At 69.8% G+C, this 23,495-nt stretch carries 20 protein-coding genes; 10 read left to right on the plus strand and 10 right to left on the minus strand.

Translation table 11 applies throughout. The annotated features are described in order from the left end of the window. Positions 1-100: 100 nt before the first annotated feature. Positions 101-1,012, plus strand: a complete 912-nt coding sequence (locus BO221_RS17285; protein WP_073561849.1) for a metallophosphoesterase — start codon at positions 101-103, stop codon at positions 1,010-1,012. Between the two features lie 18 nt (positions 1,013-1,030). Here BO221_RS17285 and BO221_RS17290 read toward each other — a convergent pair whose 3' ends face one another. Together BO221_RS17290 and BO221_RS17295 are read right to left on the minus strand one after the other, a co-directional pair. Further along, a complete protein-coding gene (locus tag BO221_RS17290) occupies positions 1,031-1,360 on the minus strand; it encodes a hypothetical protein (RefSeq protein ID WP_143195501.1) in 330 nt (109 codons plus the stop codon). Beyond that, a complete protein-coding gene (locus BO221_RS17295) occupies positions 1,353-1,979 on the minus strand; it encodes a DUF2778 domain-containing protein (protein ID WP_083681116.1) in 627 nt (208 codons plus the stop codon). The genes BO221_RS17290 and BO221_RS17295 overlap by 8 nt, the downstream gene beginning before the upstream one ends. A 44-nt stretch (positions 1,980-2,023) precedes the next feature. Between BO221_RS17295 and BO221_RS57075 the strand changes: the two genes are divergently transcribed. After that, entirely contained in the window at positions 2,024-2,152 is a 129-nt protein-coding gene (locus BO221_RS57075; protein ID WP_255408470.1) for a hypothetical protein, read from the plus strand. A 6-nt stretch (positions 2,153-2,158) separates the two neighbouring features. Here BO221_RS57075 and BO221_RS17300 read toward each other — a convergent pair whose 3' ends face one another. The 3 genes from BO221_RS17300 to BO221_RS17310 all read right to left on the minus strand — a co-directional run bounded on the left by BO221_RS17300 (position 2,159) and on the right by BO221_RS17310 (position 4,232). Further along, positions 2,159-2,740: a hypothetical protein gene (locus BO221_RS17300; protein ID WP_073561565.1), complete on the minus strand. Its 582-nt coding sequence runs from the start codon at positions 2,738-2,740 to the stop codon at positions 2,159-2,161. 80 nt (positions 2,741-2,820) lie between these two features. Further along, positions 2,821-3,297 carry a hypothetical protein gene (locus BO221_RS17305; RefSeq protein ID WP_073561566.1) on the minus strand — a complete coding sequence of 159 codons (477 nt, stop codon included), beginning with the start codon at positions 3,295-3,297 and terminating at the stop codon, positions 2,821-2,823. A gap of 35 nt (positions 3,298-3,332) precedes the next feature. Beyond that, a complete protein-coding gene (locus BO221_RS17310; RefSeq protein ID WP_073561851.1) occupies positions 3,333-4,232 on the minus strand; it encodes a phosphatase PAP2 family protein in 900 nt (299 codons plus the stop codon). Between the two features lie 52 nt (positions 4,233-4,284). Here BO221_RS17310 and BO221_RS17315 point away from each other — a divergent pair, with 52 nt between their 5' ends. The 4 genes from BO221_RS17315 (at position 4,285) to BO221_RS17330 (ending at position 13,098) form a co-directional block, all read left to right on the plus strand. Next, a complete protein-coding gene (locus tag BO221_RS17315; RefSeq protein ID WP_073561567.1) occupies positions 4,285-7,536 on the plus strand; it encodes a PD-(D/E)XK nuclease family protein in 3,252 nt (1,083 codons plus the stop codon). Beyond that, positions 7,529-11,200, plus strand: a complete 3,672-nt coding sequence (locus BO221_RS17320; RefSeq protein WP_073561568.1) for a UvrD-helicase domain-containing protein — start codon at positions 7,529-7,531, stop codon at positions 11,198-11,200. Before BO221_RS17315 ends, BO221_RS17320 begins: the two co-directional genes overlap by 8 nt. A 35-nt stretch (positions 11,201-11,235) precedes the next feature. Beyond that, complete coding sequence (locus tag BO221_RS17325; protein ID WP_073561569.1) at positions 11,236-12,546, plus strand: adenylosuccinate synthase; 1,311 nt, start codon at positions 11,236-11,238, stop codon at positions 12,544-12,546. A gap of 189 nt (positions 12,547-12,735) precedes the next feature. Then, positions 12,736-13,098 (plus strand): PH domain-containing protein, encoded by a 363-nt coding sequence (locus tag BO221_RS17330; protein ID WP_198956140.1) that lies wholly within the window; start codon positions 12,736-12,738, stop codon positions 13,096-13,098. Between the two features lie 3 nt (positions 13,099-13,101). Here BO221_RS17330 and BO221_RS17335 read toward each other — a convergent pair whose 3' ends face one another. After that, positions 13,102-13,968, minus strand: a complete 867-nt coding sequence (locus BO221_RS17335) for an FHA domain-containing protein (RefSeq protein WP_198956133.1) — start codon at positions 13,966-13,968, stop codon at positions 13,102-13,104. 165 nt (positions 13,969-14,133) lie between these two features. On the opposite strand from BO221_RS17335, the gene BO221_RS17340 reads away from it, so the two are divergent. After that, positions 14,134-15,333, plus strand: a complete 1,200-nt coding sequence (locus tag BO221_RS17340) for a carbohydrate-binding family 9-like protein (RefSeq protein ID WP_073561572.1) — start codon at positions 14,134-14,136, stop codon at positions 15,331-15,333. 3 nt (positions 15,334-15,336) lie between these two features. On the opposite strand, the gene BO221_RS17345 is transcribed toward BO221_RS17340, so the two are convergent. Together BO221_RS17345 and BO221_RS17350 are read right to left on the minus strand one after the other, a co-directional pair. Continuing rightward, on the minus strand, positions 15,337-15,591 hold the full coding sequence (locus tag BO221_RS17345) for a hypothetical protein (RefSeq protein WP_043403048.1): 255 nt from the start codon (positions 15,589-15,591) through the stop codon (positions 15,337-15,339). A 4-nt stretch (positions 15,592-15,595) separates the two neighbouring features. Next, positions 15,596-17,944, minus strand: a complete 2,349-nt coding sequence (locus tag BO221_RS17350) for a DNA internalization-related competence protein ComEC/Rec2 (RefSeq protein WP_233166078.1) — start codon at positions 17,942-17,944, stop codon at positions 15,596-15,598. Positions 17,945-18,277: 333 nt separating this feature from the next. Here BO221_RS17350 and BO221_RS17355 point away from each other — a divergent pair, with 333 nt between their 5' ends. Further along, positions 18,278-18,772 (plus strand): CarD family transcriptional regulator, encoded by a 495-nt coding sequence (locus BO221_RS17355; RefSeq protein ID WP_013939202.1) that lies wholly within the window; start codon positions 18,278-18,280, stop codon positions 18,770-18,772. Between the two features lie 73 nt (positions 18,773-18,845). Then, positions 18,846-19,505, plus strand: a complete 660-nt coding sequence (locus tag BO221_RS17360; protein ID WP_073561574.1) for a hypothetical protein — start codon at positions 18,846-18,848, stop codon at positions 19,503-19,505. A gap of 101 nt (positions 19,506-19,606) precedes the next feature. Here BO221_RS17360 and BO221_RS55475 read toward each other — a convergent pair whose 3' ends face one another. Beyond that, positions 19,607-20,926 (minus strand): FHA domain-containing protein, encoded by a 1,320-nt coding sequence (locus BO221_RS55475; RefSeq protein ID WP_073561575.1) that lies wholly within the window; start codon positions 20,924-20,926, stop codon positions 19,607-19,609. A gap of 201 nt (positions 20,927-21,127) precedes the next feature. On the opposite strand from BO221_RS55475, the gene cysS reads away from it, so the two are divergent. Further along, positions 21,128-22,594 (plus strand): cysteine--tRNA ligase, encoded by a 1,467-nt coding sequence (gene cysS / locus BO221_RS17370; RefSeq protein WP_083681118.1) that lies wholly within the window; start codon positions 21,128-21,130, stop codon positions 22,592-22,594. A 113-nt stretch (positions 22,595-22,707) separates the two neighbouring features. Here cysS and BO221_RS17375 read toward each other — a convergent pair whose 3' ends face one another. Continuing rightward, entirely contained in the window at positions 22,708-23,439 is a 732-nt protein-coding gene (locus BO221_RS17375) for a class I SAM-dependent methyltransferase (protein ID WP_073561577.1), read from the minus strand. Positions 23,440-23,495 lie beyond the last annotated feature (56 nt).

Genomic DNA, 23,495 nt, shown 5'->3' on the forward strand with positions numbered 1-23,495 from the left:
GCGGGGGCGCTCCTGGCGGGGCGCCCCTTCTCATTTTTGACACACTGCGCGGTAAACCCACTCGACAGGACGCGAGGGGCGGGGCAGGGTGGTGGGCACGATGGCTCCGGAATCCCTCCTGGTCGCCGCAGTGGGAGACATCCACGGCCGTTTCCGCCGCGTGGAAACGTGGCTCGACGCGCTGGCGGAGGCGCGGGGCCGGCCGGTGGACCTGGTGCTGGCCGTGGGAGACGTGGAGGCCTTCCGGCACGCGGATGATCATCGGCGCAAGGCGGCCAAGCGCGCCATGCCCGCCGAGTTCGCCGAGTACGCGGACGGCGTCCGGGAGATGAAGCGGCCGTTGTACTTCATCGCCGGCAACAACGAGGACTTCGAGGCGCTGCATGACTCGCCGGAGGGTTTCCAGCTCGCGCCCAACGTGCACTACCTGGGGCGTGCGGGCCTGAAGGAGCTGCAAGGGCTGCGAGTGGGGTACCTGTCGGGCATCCACGCGCCGCGCTTCTATGAGCAGCCGCTGAAGCGTCCGCGCTCGTTGGATACGGCGAAGCAGGCCGGGTACTTCCGCGCGCCCGAGGTGGAGAAGGTGGCGGCGCTGCGGGACATGGATCTGCTGCTGGTGCACGAGTGGCCGCGAGGGCTGCCGCAGCGGGCGCAGGAGCGGGAGGTGCCACCGCCGGGCCGGACGCTGCCCTCGTACTGGATTGGCAACCCCATCACCCGGCGGCTGGTGGAGACGGTGCACCCGAAGTGGGTGCTGTGCGGGCACTCGCACCGGGCCTTCGCGGTGTCACTCGGGGGCAACGCGGCCAGGCCCCTGTCGCGCGTGGCGTGCCTGGACCAGGCGGCGCGGCCCGAGGAGTCGGTGTTCTGGATGGAGTTCCAGGGCCGCGAGGTGACGTGCGCCGGGTGGGGTATTTCTGGCCAGGTGTCGTGGCGGGCCGGGCAGCCGTGGGGCCTGGGCGTGCTGCCGGCGCCCCTGGATACCGAGCCCCTGGGCACCACCGGCTACTGACACGCGGCGGGTGAGGCGTCAGTGCCCTCCGCCGAGCAGGCCCACGAAGACGATGGCGTCGAGGAGCACCACGCCCAGCCCGAGCCACATCCGGCGGATGGGCGTCCGGGCCACGAAGGTCAGCACCAGTCCGCCGCAGAGCAGCAGCGCCTCGAGGAGGAGGAGCCCTGAATAGTGGAGGCTCGAGCGGTAGCGAAGGCCGCCCACCTCCGTGCCGAAGCGGTACTCCTCCGGGTGGAGCAGGTAGGAGACCAGCGTCGCCCCGCAGAGCGCCAGCAGCAGGAGGAGGAGCACCCGGAGCAACCCGTTGAGCCACCGGAGCCAGCGCGAGGCCGGTGGGCTATTCATATTTCACGGTCAGGTCCATGTCCTTGCCATAGGCCCGGAACATCTTGACGAAGTTGGGCATCTGGCCCACGAGGTCGATGCATCCGGCGGAACCCGGGTTGTCGCCTCCATGAATGGAGAACCCGCTGCGTCCGTAGGTCTTCGTCCCGGACTTGGGTTTCAGCCAGATGCGGTGCTTGCCCCAGGAGCTTTCACCCCCCGGCCAGCCGCCACGCCCCAACTCGTTGATCAACTTGTCGAGCAGGCTGCGCTCCGGCATCTGTTGGTACTCCCCCTGGGAGACGAGCCACTCTCCCTCGGGAATGGGCCCCTTGTCCGCCTTCTCCTGGTGCTCCTTGGTCTGGTAGCCGCTCCTTCCCGAGACCGCCGGCCAGCTGGTGGCGGAGATCTTGTCGGGGAAGGCCTGCCTCCAGCGCAGCATGTGGCCGTTGAAGTGGAGCGTGGCGGGCTCCACGGAGGCCCGGGGTGCCATGATGCGGGCGAGCTGTTGGATGACCTGCTCGTCCGTCAGCGAGGAGACCTGGACGGTGGGCGCCGAGGCGGTGAGCAACTGCCTCGCCTTCTGCATGCCCATGGGGGTGCTGCGAATGAGGTGCATCTGTTGCCCTGTCCAGGACATGCCGTGTTCCTCCAGGTTCCGTCAGCCGCGATCAGGTGAACTCAGTGGCTTCCGTCGAGTACGTCAAGTGCGGAATGGTTTCCGGCCAGGTGGCGTGGCGGGCCGGGCAGCCGGGGGGCCTGGGCGTACTGCCGGCGCCGCTGGACCCCGAGCCCCTGGGCATGGGGTACTGAGGCGCGTCACCATCGGTGCCAGGTGAAGAGGCAGTCGATGAGTTGGGCCTTGCCTACCTCCCAATTGGCCGTGCGCGGGACGAGGTTGGGCACAGGGGTGAGGAGGATGTCGTTGGACAGGCGGGTGAATCCGAAGGTGGACTCGATGAGTCTGGCGAGCTTTGCCTCGTGCGATTGGAATTCAGGGGGGAAGGGGGGAAAGCGCAGCCAGTAGTCCGCTCCGGGCAGGCTCTTGTCCGTGTGAGAGGCGTAGAGGGCATACACCGGGGCGAGCTGGCTCAGCAGAGCGACGACGCAGTCGTCACGAGGCCCCCCTGGCTTGAATCCCGGGAGGGAGACCCGAACACTGTAACAGGGGTCATGGTAGGGAACGGTCGTGTCCCAGAGATGGCTGTTGGGGAACGTTTCACGAAGCTGCTGGATGAAGCCCGTCCAGGCAGGTGAAGGTGTCACATGGGCGTGGACCAGCGCGGTGAGGCGCTGGCCTTCTTCTGACGCGTCGTAGCGAGGATCCTCGTTGAGAATGCCAGCCGGGTGGTAACGGTGGACGAGGTGGACGAGCTCGTCGGCTGTCGGTTTCGGATACATGAACGGGGTCCTCTAGAAGTGACGCTGGAGAGGATGTTTGGCCCGTCTCTCGTGGCCGAGGCGCACGGAGGGTTCTGTTGTCATGGAAACGTCATCGGGTTGATTCCTGGCGTCCGGAATTTGGTTACGGTTGCACCCGGGATGGAGCCGGACACTTTGTCCGTCAGGATGCTCTGCATGTGCTCCCTGAATTTGATGCAGGCCAGGGCGGTTGGCTGGTGCTCTCTCAGGACACGACGTGCGGCATGGTCCGCCGCCTTGGCGGCTTCCACTTGTGCGAATTCATTCGTCACCCACACATTCCCATACTTTTCCGGGACGCCCACTTCGAGATCGCAGGTAGCGGCTGAAGAGAACATCGGGGAAATCTTGCCCAGCAGGATGAGCACCTGGGCGACCTTCCATCCTCCTCCGTCTGGCCCGGCATAGGGCACGACGTTGGTGAACTGGAACATGGACGGCTGGATGTGGCCGCCGACGCATGCAAGCTGACAGACGCCAATGGCCGCCAGTAACAGCAGGACCCTTCGTCCAGTGGAGGATGCGCGAATGTACATGGGACCTCCCTTGGACAGACATGTGATGGATGTCTTCAGAACTGCCCGGAGAACACCACGCCGCCGAGGCCGCCGGACACGTTCATCGACATGCGCGCGGCTCGGGCCGCCGGCTCCTCCTGGCGGCCGTGGAGCAGCAGGGGCATGCCCACGCCGAAGAGGGTGCCCGCGGCGGCGCCCACCAGCACGTCCGTGAGGTAGTGCTTGTCCGCGCCCATGCGCAGCAGCCCGATGGAGGCCGCCGCCGGCAGCCCAATCGCCCAGATGAGCCAGCGGTTCTTGTAGCCACGCAGCTCGGACACCGTGCCCGCCGCCGTGACGAGCGCGAAGGCCATGTTGGTGTGCCCGCTGTAGAAGGACAGGTTGTTGTCGGTGGGGTGTTTGGTGAGGGGCTTCTGGTCCTCGGGCAGCACGTGGACGAAGGGGCGCTCGCGGCCCACCGAGAACTTCACCGCCTGGTTCACCAGCGCGGCCACCGCCACCGTCTCGATGATGATGGTGGCGTCCTCCGCGTAGTAGCGCGGCGGCGCGCCGCTCCCCGAGGACAACAGGTACTGCCCCCCGAGCACTCCGGCCGGGAGCAGGCCGAAGCCCCCGATGTTGCTCCACAGGTCCCAGCGATCACGCCCCTCGGGCGTCTCCGCCGCCACGCCTCGTCCCCACCGGTCCAACGCGTTGAGGGTGTCCGTCCCATCCGCCGAGCGGTCGCACCAGCGGCAGGTCGCCGGGGCCAGCTCCTCCTTGAAGACGGTTTCGCTGGCGATCCACAGCAGTCCGGCGGTGCCGGTGATGATTCCCTCGCGCGTCCAGTTGAAGTCGAGCGCATGAATCGTGGGGGCGTCCGCCGCCTGCTGGGCACCCGAGGGGAGGGCCTCGGAGGGGACCGGGGCAGCGGCCAGGGAGGCGAGCGCAAGAAAACAGAGAGCGGTTGGCATGCCGGCCAGCATAAATAGCGCCCCCGCCCCGTTCTACACTCCGCTGCCCCGTATGACCGATTCCCGCCGTACCCTCCAGGTCTTCCCCGACAATGGCCGCCGTCAAGCCGCCCTGCGCGCGGCTCGCGGCCATGCGGGAGTCGTGCGTGGAGATGCCTTCCTGACCTGGGAGGGCTTCCTCGACGCACTTGGAGGGGGGCGGGAGCTGGGGCGCCGTCCGTGCTCGCCCGTCGTGGCGCGTACCGTGGTGGCCTCGCTGGCCCAGGGATTGAGCGATACGCCCTTCGGCGACTACGTGCACGAGCCCGCCTTCGCCCGCGCCGCGCTGGAGGTGCTGCTGGACCTCAAGGCCGGCCGGCTCTCCCCGCGCGAGTTGCAGGACGCGCTGGAGGTGCTCCCTCCCGAGCGGCGCAACCGGGCCCGGACGCTCGCGCTGTTGCACCACGCCTACGAGCAGAAGATGGCCGAGCTGGCCCTGGCGGACCGCGAGGACGTGGTGCGCGGGGCGCGCGAGGCCCTGGAGCGCCAGGCCTGGCCCGCGGCGTGGGACGACGTGGGCGGCATCGTGCTGCACGGCATCTACGATGTGCGGCCCTCGGGGCTGGAGCTGCTGATGGCCCTGGCGGCCGTCTGTGACGCGCGCCGGGTGACGATGCGCGTGGAGACGCCGGTGGGTGGCTCGCCGGTGGCGGACGCGGCGCTGGCGGCCCTCTTCCGCGCCTTCGAGAACCGGGGCGAGACGCTGTCCCACGTGGACCTCTTCAAGGCGGACGTCACCTTCGAGTCCCGCCCCATGGTGGAGCTCGGCCGCCACCTCTTCTCGCCCCGGGCGGCGAAGGACGTGCTGAAGGACGCGGTGGAGGGCCTGCGGATGTGGAGCGCGGGCTCGGTTCGGGACGAGGCCCGGCTCATCGCCCGGGACGTGCGCCGCAAGGTGTCCGAGGGTGTGCCACCGGGGAGCATCGCCGTGGCGTGGCGCGACCTGGGCTCCGAGGCCCGCTGGGTGGCGGACGCGCTCGGCGAGCTGGGCGTCCCCGTGCGCCTGCCCTGGGGCGAGCCGCTCGCGCTGGCCGGCCCGGTGCGTCTGGCGTTGGATCTGCCGCTGCTGGTGGAGGACGGCTTCCCCGCCGAGCGCGTGGCCGAGCTGGTCTCCAGCCGTTACGCGCCCATGCTTTCCCGGGGAGCGCCCGCGGCTCCGGCGACGCTCCTCACGCTCGCGGCCGTGCGGGATGACCGCCTGGGCGCGACGCGGGGCAAGGGCGCGTATGACCTGCGCCTGGAGTCCCTGGCGAAGCGGCTGGAGCCGTTGCCGGACCAGGTGCGCAAGAAGGAGCAACAGCGCGCCCATGAGGCCCGGGTGCTGCGCGAGCGGTGCCTCTTCCTGTTGGAGTCCTGCCGCCGCATTCCGGAGCAGGGGCGGGCCTCGGAGCTGCTCGCCGCGTGGTGGCAGGTGGTGCGGCGGCTGGGGTTGCTGGACTCGGAGGGGGCGCTGGAGGCCACCTCGGAGGAGGGCCTGGGGGCGCTCGTGCTGGATGCGCGGGCCCGGGACGATGCCGCGCGGGCGGCGCTGGCCCAGCGGGTGCGTGAGCTGGAGCGGACGCTCGCGGCGGTGGGCGGAGGCCCCCGGCTGAAGCGGCGCACCTTCGGCCGCTGGCTGCAGGACATGATGCGCGACGTGCACCTGCCCGCGCGTGGGCCCGCGACGGGCGCCGTGGAGGTGCTGGACGTCCGCGAGCTGGAGGGGCGCACCTTCGACCATGTCTTCATCGGAGGCCTGGCCGAGGGCCGTTTCCCCGGCCGCGAGGCGCCCAACGCGCTGCTGGGAGACGCCGAGCGCATCGCCCTCAACAAGCACCTGGGCCGGGACATCTTCCGCCTCACGGGTGGCGAGTTCGAGGATCGCGCGCCCTGGCGTCTCACCGAGGATCGGCTCTTGTTCGCCAGTGTGCTGGCCGCCGCCGGTGAGACGGTGAGCCTGTCCTTCGCTGTGGAGGGGCAGGGGGGCCAGGAGCAGGCGCCCTCCACCTTCCTGGAGGAGGTGCGGCGGTTGACGGGCGCTGCGTGGGAGGCGCGCTCGCTGCCGGCCATCGTGCCACTCGACGAGGTGCTCACCGAGGCGGAGCTGCGCCAGCGCGTGGTGCTGGAGTCGCTCGCGCTCCAGCGGCTGCGCGTCTCCACGCCGGACCCCGCCCGGAACGTGCTGCAGCGGCACTTCGAGGTTGCACCGTGGCTCGTCTCGGCGAAGGAGATGGTGCAGGTGGAGATCGAGCGCCTGCACTTCTTCGGCGACACGCGCAAGCGCGCGGGCCGCTACACCGGCGCGGTGGAGGATCCGGCCCTGGGCGAGGCCATCCGCGAGGCGTTCCGCTTCAACGAGGAGCGGCCGTTGTCGGCCTCGGCGCTGGCCCGCTTCGGGAACTGTGGCTTCCAGGGGTTCCTGTCCTACGGGCTCAAGGTGCCCGAGCCGGAGCAGCCGGGCGAGGAGTTCGATCGCCGGGGGCAGGGCGTCTTCTGGCACCGGGTGCTGGAGGAGTTCTTCAAGCGGCTCAAGGAGCGCAAGCTGCTGGGCCGGGGCCTGGAGGAACTGCCGGAGACGCTGCTGGACGAGGTGCTGGACGAGGTGCGGGAGCACTTCGAGCAGCGGCACTACGTGGGCCACCCGGCGTTGTGGCGGCTGGCGCGCGAGCGGGCGAAGAACATGGTGCGCCGCATCCTCATGGACGAGCGGCGGGGCCTGCCCTTCGAGCGCTTCGAGCCCGCGGGTTTCGAGCTGCGCTTCGGGCCTCGCAACCCGGCGGAGGGTTGGAAAGACGTGACGCTCCAGGTGGGCGAGGACGTCATCCACTTCGAGGGCACCATCGACCGGTTGGACATGGCGGACGGCGAGGTGGGCGTCATCGACTACAAGTCCGGCAAGCTGTCGAAGTCGGAGTTGAAGAAGAAGCTGCTCGACTCGGACTTCCAGCTGCCGCTCTACCTGTACGCGGCGCGGGCGAGTGGTCATCGCCACACGCGCAATGCCGCGTGGTTCTCGTTGCGCACGGGAGACGTCATCTACCTGTCCGACGTGTTGGAGAAGGACGCCGTCGAGCTGGAGGAGTTGCTGTCCACCGAGCCGCAGGTGCGGGAGCGGCTGGCGGCGGAGGCGAAGCCCAACCTGGCCAACGCGGTGGAGGCGTTGGTGAACACGGTGAGGGCGGGGCAGTTCGCCATGAGACCGAAGGACTGCGGGAGCTGCGGTTACCGCGCCGTGTGCCGCATCACCGAGCGGCGGCTCGTGGAGGAGGAGGGTGCCCATGAGTAGGCCCTTCCACCTGGCGCTGGAGAAGAACCTCGCCCTGATGGCGGGTGCCGGCGCGGGCAAGACGTACAGCCTGGTGACGATGACGCTGCACCTGCTGGCCGGGGCGCGCGAGGGGGCGGCGCCCTTGCGTCCCGCGCGGCTGTGCATGGTGACGTTCACCGACAAGGCCGCCGCGGAGATGCGCGCGCGAGTCCGGGCTCGCCTGGATGCGCTCGTGCAGGCCGAGCCGACGGCGCTGCAGGAGCCGGAGCTGCGGGCCTCGCTGGAGAGGCTGGGGCAGCCCTTCCCCACGAAGGACACGTGGCGTGCCCTGCGCGAGGAGCTGGGCTCGGCCTCGGTGGGCACCTTCCACTCGCTGTGCGGCCAGTTGCTGCGCCGTGCGCCGCCGGGCTCGGGGGTGGACGCGTCCTTTGAGGTGCTCGATGATCTGGAGGCCCGCACCCTGGTGCTGGACGTGTGCGAGCGCGTGGTGCTGGACGCGCTGGAGGCCGGTGACGCGGGCGTGCGCGAGCTGTGCCAGGAGCTGACGTTCTCGGGCTCGGACTTCACCGAGGGACTGGTGTCCTCGCTGTCCGCCACGTACGGCAAGCTGCGCGAGGAGGGCCTGCACGCGGCCGAGGTCCGCACCTCCAGCGCGGACGAGATGCGTGCCAGCTTCGAGGCGCTCGTCGAGCGATGCCGGGGCCTGTGCGCCACGGTGAGCGAGCTGGACACCAAGAAGGGCGAGTGGCGTGAGCTGCGCGAGAAGCTCGAGGCCGCGCTGGAGGGCATCACTCCGGAGAATTGCTTCGAACCCGAGCGGTTGCCCTCGCTGAAGGCGGCCTTCCTGGAGGATGGCCGCGATGTGCGCCGGCTGAAGAAGGAGCCGGGCAACTCGATGAAGGAGCTGTACTGGGCCTTCTTCGGGAAGAGCGACGGTTCGGTGATGCGGCTGGAGGACGTGTACGCCGCGTGGCGCACGGCGCCTTTCGAGGCCTCGTTCCGCTCGCTGCTCTCCCAGGTGGAGAAGCGCCACGAGGAGGAGTTCACCCGGCGCAACGCCCTGGACTTCACCGCGCTGCTGGTGAAGACGAGGGATCTGCTGCGAGACCTTCCGGACTACCGCCGCCAGGTGCAGGAGCGCCTGGGCGCGCTGATGGTGGACGAGTTCCAGGACACCAACCGTCTTCAGCTCGAGCTGGTGCTGCTGCTGGCCGAGAAGCGCGACGGAGGCCCGCGTCCGGTGCGCCCGGAGGAGAGCCTGGTGGACGTGCTCCCGTTGGAGCCCGCCTTCCTGTGCGCGGTGGGAGACCGCAAGCAGTCCATCTACGAGTTCCGCGGCGCGGACGTGTCCGTCTTCAAGGTGCTGTCGGACAAGATCGTCGCCGAAGGTGGAGTGCTCGACTTCATCCAGGGCAACCGGCGCTCGGTGGCGCCGCTGCTCGACTTCTTCAACCATGCCTTCCCCGGCGTGCTCAAAGCAGGCGAGGGTGGCGCGCGCCCCTACGAAGTGGTGTACGCACCCGAGCAGGATGACTTCACTCCGGTACGCAAGTCCCCGCTTCAAGCGCCGGCGGTGGAGCGGCTCGTGCTGGACGACGAGGAACTCTCCACGGGGGAGTTGCGCGCGGCGGACGCGGAGTCGGTCGCGAAGCGGTTGAAGGTGATGCTGGCTCCCGGGCCAGAGCAGATTCTCGTGGCGGTGAGTAAGGAGAGCGAGGAACTGCGTCCGGTGCGTGGCGGGGACGTGGCCATGCTCTTCCGGACCTTCACGCACCTGGAGGTGTACCGGCAGGCGCTCATCCGTCACGGCATTCCGCACCGGGTGCTGCGCGGACGGGGCTTCTACGGCGCGCAGGAGGTGCTGGACCTGGCCTCGCTGTTGTCGCTGCTGGCGGACCCCGAGGACGCGCTCGCCTTCGCGGCGGTGCTGCGTTCGCCGATGGTGGGGCTGTCGGACGCCGCGCTCTTCCGGCTCGCCGGGCCCGAGGGCCTGTCGTTGTCCGCCGTGGAGCGCGGAGGCTTCTCCTCGCTGGAGGGCCTGCCCGAGGGCGAGCGGGCACGGCTGGAGCGCTTCCTCACGGCGCTGCCGTCGCTGCGGCGCGAGAGGGATCGGCTCGGAGTGCGGGCGCTGCTGCTGGCCTCGATGGAGGTGACGGGCTACCGCGAGTCGCTGGCGGGCACGCCGTACGCGGAGCAGGCGAGCGCCAACGTGGAGAAGTTGCTCTCACTGGCGGGCCGGCGTGACGAGCGTGGCACGGGTGGCTGCGTCACCTTCGCTCGCGAGTTGCAGCGGCTGGCCAACGAGGAGCCCACGGAGGCGCAGGCGGATCTGCTGGAGGCGGGAGATCCTCGTGCGGTGCAGCTGCTCACCATCCACCGCGCCAAGGGCCTGGAGTGGCCGGTGGTGATGGTACCGGCGCTCGGCGGCCTGCGGCGCTTCTCCAGTGGGCGAGCGATCTTCGAACGGACCCATGGCCTGTGTTTGCGGCCGTGGTTGCTGGACAGCCTCGAGAAGTACCGCTCCCCCCGTTACGACGAAGTGAAGGACGAACTGCGGCGGCGCGAGACGGCCGAATACCGGCGTGTGTTGTACGTCGCGCTCACCCGTGCCCGCGACAGGCTCATCCTCTCCGGCGGCGAGGAGCGCGGCGCGTCCGATTCATGGTGGTGCCTGCTCGACGAGCGGCTGGGCGAGGACACGCGGTTGCGCGGGCTCGTCGAGGACCTGGACGTGGAGACGTTGCCCGCGCCCCCTGAGCTGGACGAGACGGAGGACGTGGACCCGTTGGAGCAGGAGGCCCGCGTCGAGGCGGCCCTGCAGCGGGTGCACGACATTCCGGCGCTGGCCACGCCCGAGGTGGCGGCGGTGGGGACCGAGGCCGTGCAGGACTTCATGGTCTGTCCGCGCCGCTACCGTTACGTGCACCAGCTCGGGCTGCGAGCGGAGGGCGCGCCGTGGGAGACACCGCCGCGCGTGTCACCGCTGTACATCGAGCGGGACGCCTGGGGCTCACCGTCGTTGGGTGTCTCGGACCGGGTGTTGGCGCTGTTGCGCGGGGTGGACTTCCGGCTCGCTGGGACTCCGCCCACGGAGCGGCGGGGCCGGCTGGAGGCGCTCGTGCGCGAGGTGGGCTGGGACCTGGGGGAGGACGGAGTGGAGGAGGCGCTGGCCACCGTGGAGCGCTTCCTGGGCACGGCGTTCGCTCGCAAGCTGGCCGCGGCCCCCGTGTCGGCCGTGCATCGCGCGTTGCCCTTCGTGCTGTCCCTGCCGGGAGAGGCCCCCGCGGCGCTCGAGGGCGAAGTGGACCTGCTGTGGCAGACGCCCGCGGGCGAGGCTCGGGTGGTCGTCTTCAAGCCGGGCAAGCGGCCGCCTCGGGGTGTGGAGGCGCATGCCGAGTCGCTGGCGGCCGTGCTGCTGGCCGCACGGCGGCTGGTGCGCGAGGACGTGCCCGTGGAGGTGGGGGTGGCCTTCCTGGGCGAGGACGTGCCGGAGCCGGAGTTCCCCGCGCCCGCCGTTGACATGCAAGTCATTGCCGAGCGCCTGCGGGAAGCGGCTCGGGGGCTGGTGGAGGCGGATGTCCAGGGCCGCTGGCCGGGCCGGGAACCGTCCGTCTGCCAGACTCTGGCCTGTGGTTATGCCGGCCATTGCCATTCCGTGGCACTTCCCACTCCAGGCCGATGACGGCCCGTGGGGAAGCATGGTAAGCGGGCCGCAATATGCCGAACGTCGTCGTCATCGGAGCGCAGTGGGGAGATGAGGGTAAGGGCAAGGTCGTGGACCTGCTCACCGAGCACGCACAGGTCGTCGTCCGCTTCCAGGGCGGCAACAACGCGGGCCATACCCTCGTGGTGGGTGGCCAGAAGACGGTGTTGCATCTGATCCCCTCGGGCATCCTCCATGCGGGGAAGACCTGTGTCATCGGCAACGGGGTGGTGTTGGATCCCGCCGTGCTGGTGAAGGAGATCGACGCCCTCAAGGAGCGCGGCTTCCTCAAGGACGACGCGCACTTCCTCATTTCGGACAACGCGCACGTCATCTTCCCGTGGCACAAGCTGCTGGACTCGTACCGCGAGAAGGCCCGTGGGGTGAGCGCCATCGGCACCACGGGGCGTGGCATCGGCCCGGCCTACGAGGACAAGGTGGCGCGCCGCGGCATCCGCGTGCGCGACCTGCTCAACGCCGAGCGGCTGCGCAAGCGCATCGACGAGCGGCTCCCGGGTGTTCGCGACGAGCTGCGCGAGCTGTGCCGCGCCGCCAACGAGACGGCTCCCGAGCTGGACGTGCAGAAGTTCCAGGACGAGTTCGCCGCGCTGGGCAACCGGCTGCGTCCCCATGTCACGGACGTGTCCCTCTACCTGTCGGGCCAGGTGCAGCGCGGGGCGCGCATCCTCTTCGAGGGCGCCCAGGGCACGCTGCTGGACGTGGACCATGGCACCTACCCGTTCGTCACCAGCTCCAACTGCGTGGCGGGCAACGCGGCGGTGGGCTCGGGCCTGGGTCCCACCACCATCGACAAGGTGATGGGCATCAGCAAGGCCTACACCACGCGCGTGGGCAGCGGTCCGTTCCCCACGGAGCTGACGGACGAGACGGGTGACCGGCTGCGCAAGGTGGGTGACGAGTTCGGCGCCACCACGGGCCGTCCGCGCCGCTGCGGCTGGCTGGACGGCGTGGTGCTGCGCTACGCGGTGCGCGTCAACGGGCTGTGGGGCATGGCGCTCACCAAGCTGGACGTGCTCTCCGGCCTCAAGACGCTGCAGATCTGCAACGCCTACGAGCTGGACGGCAAGCGCATCACCGAGCTGCCCGGGGACTACGAGGACCTGGCGCGCGTCAAGCCGCTCTACGAGACGCTGCCGGGCTGGGACGACAAGCTCGCCGGTGTGCGCACCTTCGACGAGCTCCCCGAGGCCGCCAAGCGCTACGTGCGCCGCGTGGAGGAGATCTCCGGCGTGCCCGTGGTATGCATCTCCGTGGGTGCCGACCGCGGCGAGACGGTGCTCCTGCAGAACCCCTTCCGGAGCTGAGCCGTCCGCGGTTGAGGAACTCCGGACACTCGGAGTTCCTGGGAAGTCAGGCCCCAGACTCCCCTGGCGGGAAAGCGAGAGAGCGGGTGGCGGATGTCAGCCCCCCGCCTTAGCTTTTTTCGTATGAACCGGGGCGATCCGAGGGCAGGTAGGCAGGTGTTCCGCCCACATGCAGTGCTCGCGGCCATCATGGGTGCCGCGACCCTGCTCTGGCTGGGCGTCTTGGTGTACCTACTGCGTTTCGACGGGGTTCCGGTCCAGACATTCCTCTCGGCGATCTTCTTCGTCCTCTTCTTCGCCGTGTCGGTGACGTACTACGGCCGCACGCGGATCATCGTGGACTCGGGAGGCATCACGTACCGGGGCATGGTGCGCACGCGGCACTTCTCCTTCGCGGACATCAACAAGGTGGACGTACTGCCCGGGCCGGTGACGGTGTACGCCGTGCGCGGCAAGCGGGGCCTGGTGCACTTCACCAGCCTCTTCGCGCACCACCGCCACCTGGCGCGGCTCCTCGTCGAGCGGGCCGGGCTCTCGCCATTGCGCGCCTGAGCCTCAGGGCGTCAGGGCAAAGGTGGCGAGCAGTCCTACCATCGCCAGTGCCGCCCCGAGGCCGATGAGCCATCCTTCCCAGCGCACCCGCGGGCGCTCCGGCATGTCCTCGCCGGAGGGCGTCGCGGGTGTTTCGTTCGTGGGGGCCGCTTCGGCCGGAGCGGGTGTCTCGGCTGGGGTGGGGGCTGGCTCGGGCGGTGTCTCCGTCTCGGGCGAGCCCATGGGGGCCTGGAAGCGCAGCAGCGTGCGGCCCAGCTCGATGACGTCACCCTCGTGGAGCGGGGTGGGGGCCTTCACGGGCTTCCCGTTGAGGAAGAGGCCGTTGGGGCTCTCCAGGTCCTCCAGGAGGAAGGTGCCCTCGTGGTGGCGGATGCGGGCGTGGCGGCGGGACACGGCGATGTCCCGCAGGCGCACGGCCACGTCCCTGCCACGGCCGAGCTCGGTGTTCGCCTCGGCGAGGGCGAAGGTGCGGCCCACGTCCGCCCCGATGAGGCATTGCAGGGAGGCGGCCCGTGAGGGCGGTGGCTCCTCCAGGTCCATGAGGAGGTGCTTGAGCACGGCCACGGTGCCCACCTGCCGCTCGGCGTCTCCGTCCGGTGTCTTCACCTTCAGCCGCATCTCCTCGGACAGGCCCACCACCTCTCCCGGCAGCACGAGGCGGGGGACTCCCGGCGGGACCCCCACACCCCCCACCGTGAAGGCGTGGGTGGCCTCCACCATCAGCCGGTGGCTCTCGATGCGCAGCGTCAGCAGTCCCGGGGGGAGCCCCTCGAGCCGGACGTGGTCCTCGGGGGCGCCCCCCAGCAGGTGGATGCCCTCGGCCAGCTCGAAGGGGGTGGCGGTGCCCATGTGCTCGAATTCGAAGTGCATGGCCCTGGCCGAGGCAAACCCGGTGCCGCGGCGGGCGGGTGGAATCGCGGGGGGTTGCCGCGTCCAGGCCGTCTCGTCTCCGGCCCGTCGTCCACGGGAGCGGACGGGGCCCGGGTCCCTTCTCCGAGACATCCGGGGGAGGGGGCCCTAGGATTCGCGGCCCCGATGCGTTCCGCCTCCCGCCTCCTGACGCTGCTGACGCTCACGCTGCTCGCCACCGCCTGTCGCGACGAGCAGGCCGGCCCGAAACCCCGTGCCAAGGCCCTGCCTCCGCCCGCCCAGGCCCGTGTGCTGGACGCCGCGCCGGCGGACCTCACGTACCGCGGCGGGGTCACGTTCGGTGGGGGCGCGGTGCGCTACCTCGGGACGCGTGTTTCTCCGCCGGTGGCGGCGCCCGGGCAGCCGGTGAAGCTCGAGCACTACTTCCAGGCCGTGAGCGAGGTGCCTCGGGGCTGGCAGTTCTTCGTGCACGTGGTGGACGCCGCCAGCGGGCAGATGGTGGTCAATGCGGACCATGACTTCGCGGGAGGCGCGGCGCCCCTGGGCTCGTGGCCCGTGGGCAAGGTGGTGGAGGACGTCCACACGGTGCCGATGCCTCCAGCTCCCGCCCGGGTGCTGCTCGGGTTCTGGCGGGGAGACGAGCGCCTCGCGGTGGACGACCCGAAGGCTCACGGCGGCGACAACCGGATGCTGGGCCCGCAGCTCGGCGGTGCTCCCCCGTCCCTGCCCGAGTACACCGTCCGCCGCGCGGCGAAGGCCCCTGTCATCGACGGGGAGCTCGATGACGCGGTGTGGAAGGACGCGGCCCCGGTGGTGTTGCGCGGCAGCTTCGATGGCCGCCAGCCCTCGCTGCGCACCGAGGCGCGCCTGGCCTACGACGATCAGAACCTCTACGTGGCCTTCGACGTGGAGGACCCGGACGTCTGGGGCACGCTGCGCGAGCGGGACGCGCCCATCTACGAGCAGGAGGTGGTGGAGATCTTCCTCGACGCGAACGCGGACGGGCGCACCTACAACGAGATGCAGGTGTCTCCGCACAACGTGAACTTCGATGCGTACTTCCCCGCGCGCCGGCAGGGCATGGACCTGAGCTGGGACTCGGGGATGAAGACGGCGGTGAAGGTGCGCGGCACGCTGGACAATCCCGAGGACCGCGACGAGGGCTGGCGCGTGGAGATGCGGATTCCCTTCGAGCGGCTCGCCGAGGTGCCGAACCGTCCGCCGAAGAAGGGGGACCGCTGGCGCTTCAACCTCTACCGGTTGGAGCACGTGAAGCGGCAGCAGGTGGAAGGCCAGTCCTTCTCGCCACTCTTCGTGGGGGACTTCCACGCGCTGCCGCGCTTCGGTTGGCTCGTCTTCGAGTAGACGTTACGAGTGGGGGGAGATCTCCCAATGGGCGTCCGCGATGGAACGCTCGGTGGGGTCTCCCAGGAAGCGCAGGAAGCCGCGCAGCTCGAGGGTGTCGATGAGCTCCTCGGCCTCCAATTCCGAGAAGCCCTTCGTCTCCACGAGCAGGTTGCGCATGAGCGACTTGCCTCGCAGGTAGCCCACGGGCTCGCCCGGGGCCAGCATGTGCTTCAGGTCGGCGGTGAGCTGACGCAGATCCAGGTCGTCGGAGATCATCACCTCAAGGCTGGGGATGCGCGGCCGTGTGGGCAACCCTGGACTGGGGAACAGGGGGCTCGGCGGGCAGGAAGGTGCTCAGCCGGACATCGTGCCCATCGCTCTCCAGGGTGATGGCCCCGTGCACGTCCGTCCGCAGGCACTCGGTGCCCAGCGAGCGGTAGCGGGCTTCCACCTCGGGATGGGGGAAGCCGAAGCGGTTGCGGCGGCCCACGCAGAAGACGGCGAAGCGGGGACGGAGCCGTGTGAGGAACTCCTCGGTGGAGGAGGTGCGCGAGCCGTGGTGCGCCGCCTTCAGCACCGTCACCGGCCCCAGCTTCCCACTGGCGAGCAGCGCGGCCTCGCCCTCTTCCTCCACGTCGCCGGGCAGCAACACGGTGACGTCGCCATGGCGCACGAGCAGCACCACGCTCTTGTCGTTCACGCCCTCCATCAACTCGCGGTCCTCGGGCGGGCCGAGCACCTCCAGGGTGGCCTCGCCCAGCCGGAAGGACGGATGGCCGAGCTGCACTTCCTCCACGTGCGCGCCGGTGGCCGCGGCGATGAGTTGTTTCGACAGGTGCCCGTCCGTGCTGTCCGCGGAGAGCCAGAGGCGTTCGGTGGGGACCTGCCCCAGGGCGGAGATGAGCCCGAGCGCATGGTCCGGGTGGGGGTGGGAGAGGACGGCCAGGTCGAGCCGCTCGATGCGGGAGGCGCGCAGGAAGGGGACGACGACGCGGAGTCCCGGGTCCGCGCCACCGGGCACGCCGCCCCCATCGATGAGCGCATGGTGTCCCCGGGAGCTGAGCACGATGCCGTCGCCCTGGCCCACGGCGAGGAAGGTGATGCGCAGACCGGGCTCGGGGACGAGGCGCGGCAGGACGAAGACGAGCGCGAGCCCCATGGGGACGAGCAGGCCCCCCAGACGCGCGCGCCGCTCACCGAGGGCCCAGCACGCCAGCCCCGCGGCGTAGAGCAGGGAGGCCGCGGTGCCGAAGGCGGGCAGGTCCATGGTGGCCAGCGGCACGTGCGCGAAGAAGCGGGTGAGCCACAGCAGCACCTGCGAGGCCCACGCACCGCCCCACAGCAGCGGGGTGGCCAGCACGGGCGCCACGACGTAGAGGGCCGCGCCGCCCGCGGCGAAGCCGGTGAGCAGGCCGCACAGGGGCATGCAGACGATGTTGGAGACGAGCCCCGCGAGGCTCGCGCGTCCGAAGGTTCCCGCCACCAGGGGCAGGCTGGCCACCGTCACGGCGGCGCTCGCGCAGAACGTCTCCAGCACCGTCTCCCGGGTGCTCGCGAGCAGGCGCTTGAGCCGATGTTGTTCCTGTGGATTGGGCGCGGAAACGGGAAGGGCCTCGCGCAGGGCGGGGGTGAGCATCAGCAGGCTGAAGACGGCGAGGAAGGACAGTTGCAGCGACAGGTCCGCGACGCTGGAGGGAGTCCACGCGACGAGCAGCGCGGCGGCGGCGGCGAGGCTGTTGAGCCCATCGGCCCGACGCCAGAGCGCGAGTCCCAGCAGCACCACCGTGGCCATGACGGCCGAGCGCACCGCGGGAGGCTGGTTGCCGGTGAAGACGACGTAGGCCCAGACGAAGGGGATGGATGCGGGGGCGGCCAGGCGCCGGGCATCCACGCGCCGCAGGCCCTGCACGCGCGCCCCGGCCTGGACGAGCAACTTTCGCAGCAGCGCCAGCGTCATGAGCGCGAGCGCCGCCACATGCAGGCCACTCACGCTGAGTACGTGTGCCAGTCCACTGCGGGAGAAATCCTCTTCCAGCCCGTCATCGAGCGCGGCGCGCTGTCCGGCGGCCAGGGTGAGGAAGAGGGCGGCGGCCTCGGTGGAGGGGGCCACGGCGTGGACGGCCGTTGTGAGGCCCTCCTGCGTGCGCACCAGGTGCTGGCGCCAGCGCGGAGGAGGGGAGAGCACCAGCATGCTCGCGCTCTGGAAGCTGCCGGTGAAGGCGAGTCCCTGTCGCCGCCGGGTTGCGGAGAAATCCTTTTCTCCGGGATTCGACGCGGACTCGAGCGGCTTGAGCCGGGCCTCCACGCGGATGCGTTGGCCGGGCAGCAGCGAGGGGGGAGCCCCATGGGCATACAGGCTCGCGTGGAAGCGGACGGGGTTTCCGGTGCCCTGTCCCATGCGGGCCACGGCCAGGAGGACGCGGGTGGAGTCCTCGAAGCGGTCCACGCGCTCCACCTCGCCCTCCAGCACCGCGTTGCCTCCCGCCAGGAGGGGAGGCGGCACATCCACCCCGGCTTCCAGACTCGCCAGGCCCGCGCCCGTCAGCCCCAGACACAGGAGCACGCCCAGATGGGCACCAGGCAGGCGAGCGAGCGCCAGGGAGGCCGCGCCCACGAAAGAGGCGGCCATAAGCTGAAATAATCCATTAATGGAATCCGTTCTCAGTCCCAAACCCGCGCCGAGCATCAAGCTCACAGCGGGGAAGAACAGAGGACGCCCGGTCAGATCGCGCCACGAATAACGGCCCACGCCCCACCCCCACCGCCCAACGACCCGATCCGTCCCGTCGTGGTGCATCGCCCTACCGGGCGGCCGCACACACGTAAAGGCGCGCAGGCTAGTCAGGAAATTCCGGGCGGGTCAAGACTGCAATGTTGCTGTAAGGGGTGAATCGTGGTATTCGTGAGCAGCTTTCCGAGGCCGGGTGAGTCGAGCCAAGCCATCCTAGAGGAGGCGGTAAGAGTGCAGACGAGCTTCAAGACCGGCGACAAGGCTGTGTACCCTGGGCAGGGTGTGGGCGAGGTGATGGGGATTGAGCACACCGAGGTCGCCGGGCAGCGGCAGTCCTTCTACGTGCTGCGCATCCTGGAGAATGGGATGCGGATCATGATCCCCATCAACAAGGTCGGTTCGGTCGGCCTCCGGGAGATCATCAGCGAGGAGGACGTCAAGCAGGTCTACTCCATCCTGAAGGAGAAGGACATCTCGGTGGATTCCACGACGTGGAACCGTCGGTACCGGGAGTACATGGAGAAGATCAAGACTGGCTCCGTGTTCGAGATCGCCGAGGTTTTGCGCGACCTCTACTTGCTGAAGGGAGACAAGGATCTGTCGTTCGGTGAGCGCAAGATGCTGGATACGGCGCGCTCGCTGCTCATCAAGGAGCTGTCGCTGGCGAAGGACTGCTCCGAGGAAGAGATCGAGTCGGACCTGAAGAAGATCTTCAACCTGGCCTGATCCGCCCCTGGCGGAGGTAGAAAGCCCCGGTTCCCCGATGGTGGGGACCGGGGTTTTTTCATGTCCTTTTCGCATGTCCACTGAGTCGGAGCTTCAGGAGGAGCGGGACCGGCGCATCGCGGAGTTGGAGGAGCGGCTCCAGCGGCGCGGGGTGGGGGTGAAGGCGCCGGTGGCGGTATTGGCGCTGGTGGTGGGCGGGGTGTTGCTGGGGCTGTTGTGGAAGGACCTGGCGTACTTCTTCTCCTCGAGCACGCCGCTGACATTGGGAGCGGAGGGCGAGTACCGGTACGAGGCGCTGGAGTCGAACCGCTACGTGCAGTTGCACGGGGTGCCGGCGCTGCGAGGGGCGTACGGGCGGGAGGGCGAGGACGTCTACGTGGTGGTGGGGCTGAGGGAGTCGCCGTTCCTGGTGCGCCGGAGGGCGCTGCCTGGGGAGGAGTGGTCCCCGGGGAGGGTGCCGCCGAGGCCGGATCCGAGGCCCTTCGGAGTGCGAGGCCGTCTGTTGGCGGAGGAGGACGCGAAGCGCTACGGGGAGGGCTTCAAGCTGCTGAGGGAGATGGGGGAGGTGCAGCCGAGGGACGGAAGGCTGTGGCTGGTGGTGGAAGGGGAGAGGCCGGGAGGGGACAAGGGGTTGGTGTTGGCGGCGCTCGTCCTGGTGACGTTCATGCTGGGAAACGCCGCGCTGCTCTACCGGGGGCTCAAGGGAAAAGGGCTCAAAAGAAAACCCGGGTAACCCAATATCCCCTCTCCCCCCGGGAGAGGGACGGGGTGAGGGTATCCGGGCCCCGGGTTGCCATACTCCCTCTCCCTCTGGGAGAGGGTTGGGGTGAGGGTCTACTTCCCAGCCCCCGCCTGAGTCTGCGCCTGAGTGAGGGCCTTGCGGATCCTCGGCGCGAGAGATCCCCATCCCTGGGAAATCTTCTGATCCAGCTCGAGGGCGGCGGAGAGGTGCTGGACGGCGGAGGACGGGTCGCCGTTGGCGAGGGCGGCATTGCCGGCGCGCCACTCCTCCTGGAAGCGAGCGAGCGTAGTCGCCAAGGGTTCCAGCCGGGCACGCCGGGCGAGGGAGAGGGCGGAGTCGACATGGCCCGCTTCGTACTGGGCGAGGGCCTCGGCTTCGGCCTCCTCGTTGGAGACGAGCCCGGCCTGGGGCTCGGCGGGAGGGGGCTTCACGGAAGCCTTCCCACTCGTGGCCTTCACGCGCCCACCGGGCTCTCTTCTCCCTCCAGAGCCAGCGATGGACTCGGCGCTGAGGGGCCGTGCTCCGGAGCCACTCCGCACCTTCGTGGCCGGCGTCGGAGCCGAGGTCACCGGCTCCACCGCCTCGGTCTCGGGAGGTACCGCCTCGACAGGGGGAGCCACCTCGACCGTCTCGGCCTCCGCCTCGGGAACGACCTCCGCCGGAGCCTCGGCCACCGGCTCAGCCGCCACCGCTCCCAACCGCACGAAGCGCTTGGTGGCGAGCGTGAGGAACACGGCCACGAGGGCGCCGGTGGCGACGGCGAGCAGGAGGATGCGGCGGGAGCCCAGCCCCACCCGGAGTGACGAGCCCGTGCGGGTGGAGGAGGTCCGGGGGCGGGCCGGGGCGGGACCGGGTCCGCGCAGCTGGAGGATGGCATTGCCGAGGGCGAGCTCATCCCCGGAGCGGAGCTCCACCTCGCTGGAGAGGCGGGAGCGGTTGACGTAGGTGCCGTTCTGGCTGCCGAGGTCCTTCAGGGTGAGGCGGTCCCCGCGGCGGGTGAGCTGGGCATGGCGGCGGCTGATGGAGGGGTGCTGCAGGCGCAGGTCCGAGGTGGAGGCACGGCCGAGCACGAGCACGCCCTGCTTGATGGGGAGCAGCTGGCCGACGCCGGGGCCGCGCTCGACGTAGAGGAAGGCGGGGGTGTGGCCGGGGTCCTCGTACTCGCCGGAGTCGAAGCGGGTGGGCAGCTCGCGGTCGCGGCCCTCGCGGGAGGAGCCGCCGGGGCCGCGGCGGGGGCGGCGGCGGGGGCCGGCGGGGAACTGGGGGACGCGCTGGGGACGGGGGTCGTCCGCCTGGAGGGGGGCCACCTCGTCATCGTCGAAGGGGAGCTCGACCTCCGGCTCCTGGCGCGAAGCCGAGTCCCCCGGCGGGCGGGGCGAGCGGGGCGGGCGCTTGGGATTGGGAGGACTCATGGGGGTGCATTCTCCCAGATTCGACGGCTGACGGAGATGGGGGCGGGCAGGGGAGCGGAAGGATAGTCCTTTTTCGGCGGCCTGGAGTGCCCACGGGGCGTCAGAGTTGTCTCACACTGTCAGGCACTTGTGGTCCCGGACGTGGGGAAGTCCTAGAGTCCGGCTTTCCAACCCTGGGTGGACCAGCGGAGGTTATCGCACGTGGCCGCAGCATCGATTCGCCTCTTCAACACGATGACGATGCAGAAGGAGACCCTGGAGCCGGCGGTGCCGGGCAAGCTGGGGGTCTACGTCTGCGGCCCGACGGTCTACAGCTACGTCCACATTGGCAACGCGAGGACGTTCACCTCGTTCGACGTGGTGGTGCGCTACCTGCGCTACCGCGGCTTCGAGGTGAAGTACGTGCGCAACTACACGGACGTGGACGACAAGATCATCAAGGCGGCGCACGAGACGGGCGAGGAGCCGGTGGCGCTGGCGGCGCGCTTCGTGGAGGCCTTCCGGGAGGACGCCCGGGCGCTGCACCTGCTGGAGCCGGACGTCTCGCCGAAGGTGAGCGATCACCTGGCGGAGATCATCGGCATCATCGGCAAGCTGGTGGACAAGGGCCTGGCGTACGAGTCGAAGGGAGACGTGTACTTCTCGGTGAGGCACTACCCGGAGTACGCGAAGCTGTCCAAGCGCAACCTGGACGACCTGTGCGCGGGTGAGCGGGTGCAGCCGGGCGAGCAGAAGCACGAGCCGCTGGACTTCGCGCTGTGGAAGGCGGCGAAGCCGGGCGAGCCCGCGTGGGACAGCCCCTGGGGCAAGGGCCGGCCGGGCTGGCACATCGAGTGCTCGGCGATGAGCGCGAAGTACCTCGGGGAGACCTTCGACATCCACGGGGGCGGGTTGGATCTGATCTTCCCGCACCACGAGAACGAGATTGCCCAGAGCGAGGGCGCGAGCGGGAAGACGTTCTCGCGCTACTGGATGCACTGCGGCTTCCTGGATCTCGAGGGGGCGAAGATGTCCAAGTCCCTGGGGAATGTGGTGAGGCTGAGGGACGCGCTCACGAAGGTGGATCCGGAGGCGTTGCGCTTCTTCTTCGTGGGGACTCACTACCGGCACCCGCTGAACTTCGCGGACAAGGGGCTGGCGGACGCGGAGCAGCGCATGGAGTACTTCTACGAGACGCTGCGCAAGGTGGACGAGCGCGTGAGCGGGAAGGACTTCGGCAAGGGTCCGCTGTACGGGGAGCCGCACAAGCACCTCACCGAGTTCGAGTCGCAGATGGATGACGACTTCAACACGGCGGGAGCGCTGGGGGCGTTGTCGGGGCTGTTCGCGCAGATGAACGAGCTGACGGACAAGCCGCCGGTGAAGGACAAGGCGCAGGTGGGAAGGACGCTGCAGGCGCTGCGTGAGGACGTGCGGAAGGTGTCGGGGGTGCTGGGCCTGTTCGAGGACGAGCCGGCGCAGTGGCTGTTGCGGCGGAGGGATCGGGCGGTGAAGGAGCGGGGCATCGACGTGGCGAAGGTGGAGTCGCTCATCCAGGCGAGGACCGAGGCCCGCAAGGCGAAGAACTTCGCGGAGGGAGACCGGCTGCGCGAGGAGCTGAAGGGGATGGGAGTGGAGATCCTGGACACGGCGGCGGGCACCGTGTGGAAGGTGGCCCCGCAGGCGTAGCGAGCGAGGCCCCAACCTCCACCGCGTCAACATCCCCTCACCGCGTCAACCTCCCCTCGCCCTCCGGGAGAGGGACGGGGTGAGGGTGCCTGTCCCCCGGGTTGAACCCGTTCTCAAGCCGAGCAGGTGAACACGGCGGCGTGGGGGAAGCGCAGATAATCCCGCCAGTACGCCTCTCCGAGAGCCGCCAGTCCCTCGGGAGCGATCTCCGGCGCGCACCACACGATGTCCCGGAATCCAGCGGACCGAAGCGAGTCCTCGTAGGTGGACCGGGACCAGTGCCAGGCGGTAACGGAGAAGGGCATCTCGGGCACCGCGCTGACGAGCTGCGTCTCATCCCCTTCCTGGCCGCGAGAGCGGAGCTCGAAGCCATAGGGCCGGTAGTAAGCGTGCTCCGTCACACGGGCGTCCGGGTTCATGCAGATGGACACCAGGCGGCCGCCGGGGGCGAGGGCGCGACGGAGCGTGGCGCACATGCCGCGCATCTGCTCGACCGAGGAGGCGTAGTGCAGCAGGTACGTGGCCATCACCACGTCGAAGGTGCCGAGCGCTCCGGCCTGGGCCGCGTCCTGGACGAAGTACTCGATACCGAGCGGAGCCTGCTGCTCCTGGTAGCGGGCGTAGGCGATCATTCCCTCGGAGGAGTCCACGCCGACGACCCGGTTCGCGCCCCGCTGTTTGATGCGCCGGCTGTACAGCCCGGTGCCGCAGGCCACGTCGAGCACCGAGCGCCCGGCGATATCGCCCAGGGCCTTGAAGAAGGTGAACTCCTCGAAGTACTTCCGGACCGGAGCCTCCGCGGTGGCTTCCGTTATCTTCGCGAGCACATCGTACTGGTTGATCATCGGGGTCCTCGGGTGCCGGCTCGGGTGGGGCGATGGGGCAGGGCAGAGGGTCGGCC

It is taken from the genome of Archangium sp. Cb G35 (genome assembly GCF_001896145.1).
In the GTDB taxonomy this organism is placed as follows: Bacteria; Myxococcota; Myxococcia; order Myxococcales; family Myxococcaceae; genus Archangium; species Archangium violaceum.

Excerpts from the sequence above, each read along its gene's own strand:
- BO221_RS17330 (WP_198956140.1), top strand. The coding sequence starts at position 12,736 with ATGGGTGCCGCGACCCTGCTCTGGCTGGGCGTCTTGGTGTACCTACTG.
- BO221_RS17305 (WP_073561566.1), bottom strand. The coding sequence starts at position 3,297 with ATGTACATTCGCGCATCCTCCACTGGACGAAGGGTCCTGCTGTTACTG.
- BO221_RS17350 (WP_233166078.1), bottom strand. The coding sequence starts at position 17,944 with ATGGCCGCCTCTTTCGTGGGCGCGGCCTCCCTGGCGCTCGCTCGCCTG.
- BO221_RS17320 (WP_073561568.1), top strand. The coding sequence starts at position 7,529 with ATGAGTAGGCCCTTCCACCTGGCGCTGGAGAAGAACCTCGCCCTGATG.
- BO221_RS17315 (WP_073561567.1), top strand. The coding sequence starts at position 4,285 with ATGACCGATTCCCGCCGTACCCTCCAGGTCTTCCCCGACAATGGCCGC.
- BO221_RS17325 (WP_073561569.1), top strand. The coding sequence starts at position 11,236 with ATGCCGAACGTCGTCGTCATCGGAGCGCAGTGGGGAGATGAGGGTAAG.
- BO221_RS17360 (WP_073561574.1), top strand. The coding sequence starts at position 18,846 with ATGTCCACTGAGTCGGAGCTTCAGGAGGAGCGGGACCGGCGCATCGCG.
- BO221_RS17345 (WP_043403048.1), bottom strand. The coding sequence starts at position 15,591 with ATGATCTCCGACGACCTGGATCTGCGTCAGCTCACCGCCGACCTGAAG.
- BO221_RS17285 (WP_073561849.1), top strand. The coding sequence starts at position 101 with ATGGCTCCGGAATCCCTCCTGGTCGCCGCAGTGGGAGACATCCACGGC.
- BO221_RS17340 (WP_073561572.1), top strand. The coding sequence starts at position 14,134 with ATGCGTTCCGCCTCCCGCCTCCTGACGCTGCTGACGCTCACGCTGCTC.
- BO221_RS17295 (WP_083681116.1), bottom strand. The coding sequence starts at position 1,979 with ATGTCCTGGACAGGGCAACAGATGCACCTCATTCGCAGCACCCCCATG.
- BO221_RS17310 (WP_073561851.1), bottom strand. The coding sequence starts at position 4,232 with ATGCCAACCGCTCTCTGTTTTCTTGCGCTCGCCTCCCTGGCCGCTGCC.
- BO221_RS17290 (WP_143195501.1), bottom strand. The coding sequence starts at position 1,360 with ATGAATAGCCCACCGGCCTCGCGCTGGCTCCGGTGGCTCAACGGGTTG.
- BO221_RS17300 (WP_073561565.1), bottom strand. The coding sequence starts at position 2,740 with ATGTATCCGAAACCGACAGCCGACGAGCTCGTCCACCTCGTCCACCGT.
- BO221_RS17335 (WP_198956133.1), bottom strand. The coding sequence starts at position 13,968 with ATGCACTTCGAATTCGAGCACATGGGCACCGCCACCCCCTTCGAGCTG.
- BO221_RS55475 (WP_073561575.1), bottom strand. The coding sequence starts at position 20,926 with ATGAGTCCTCCCAATCCCAAGCGCCCGCCCCGCTCGCCCCGCCCGCCG.
- BO221_RS17375 (WP_073561577.1), bottom strand. The coding sequence starts at position 23,439 with ATGATCAACCAGTACGATGTGCTCGCGAAGATAACGGAAGCCACCGCG.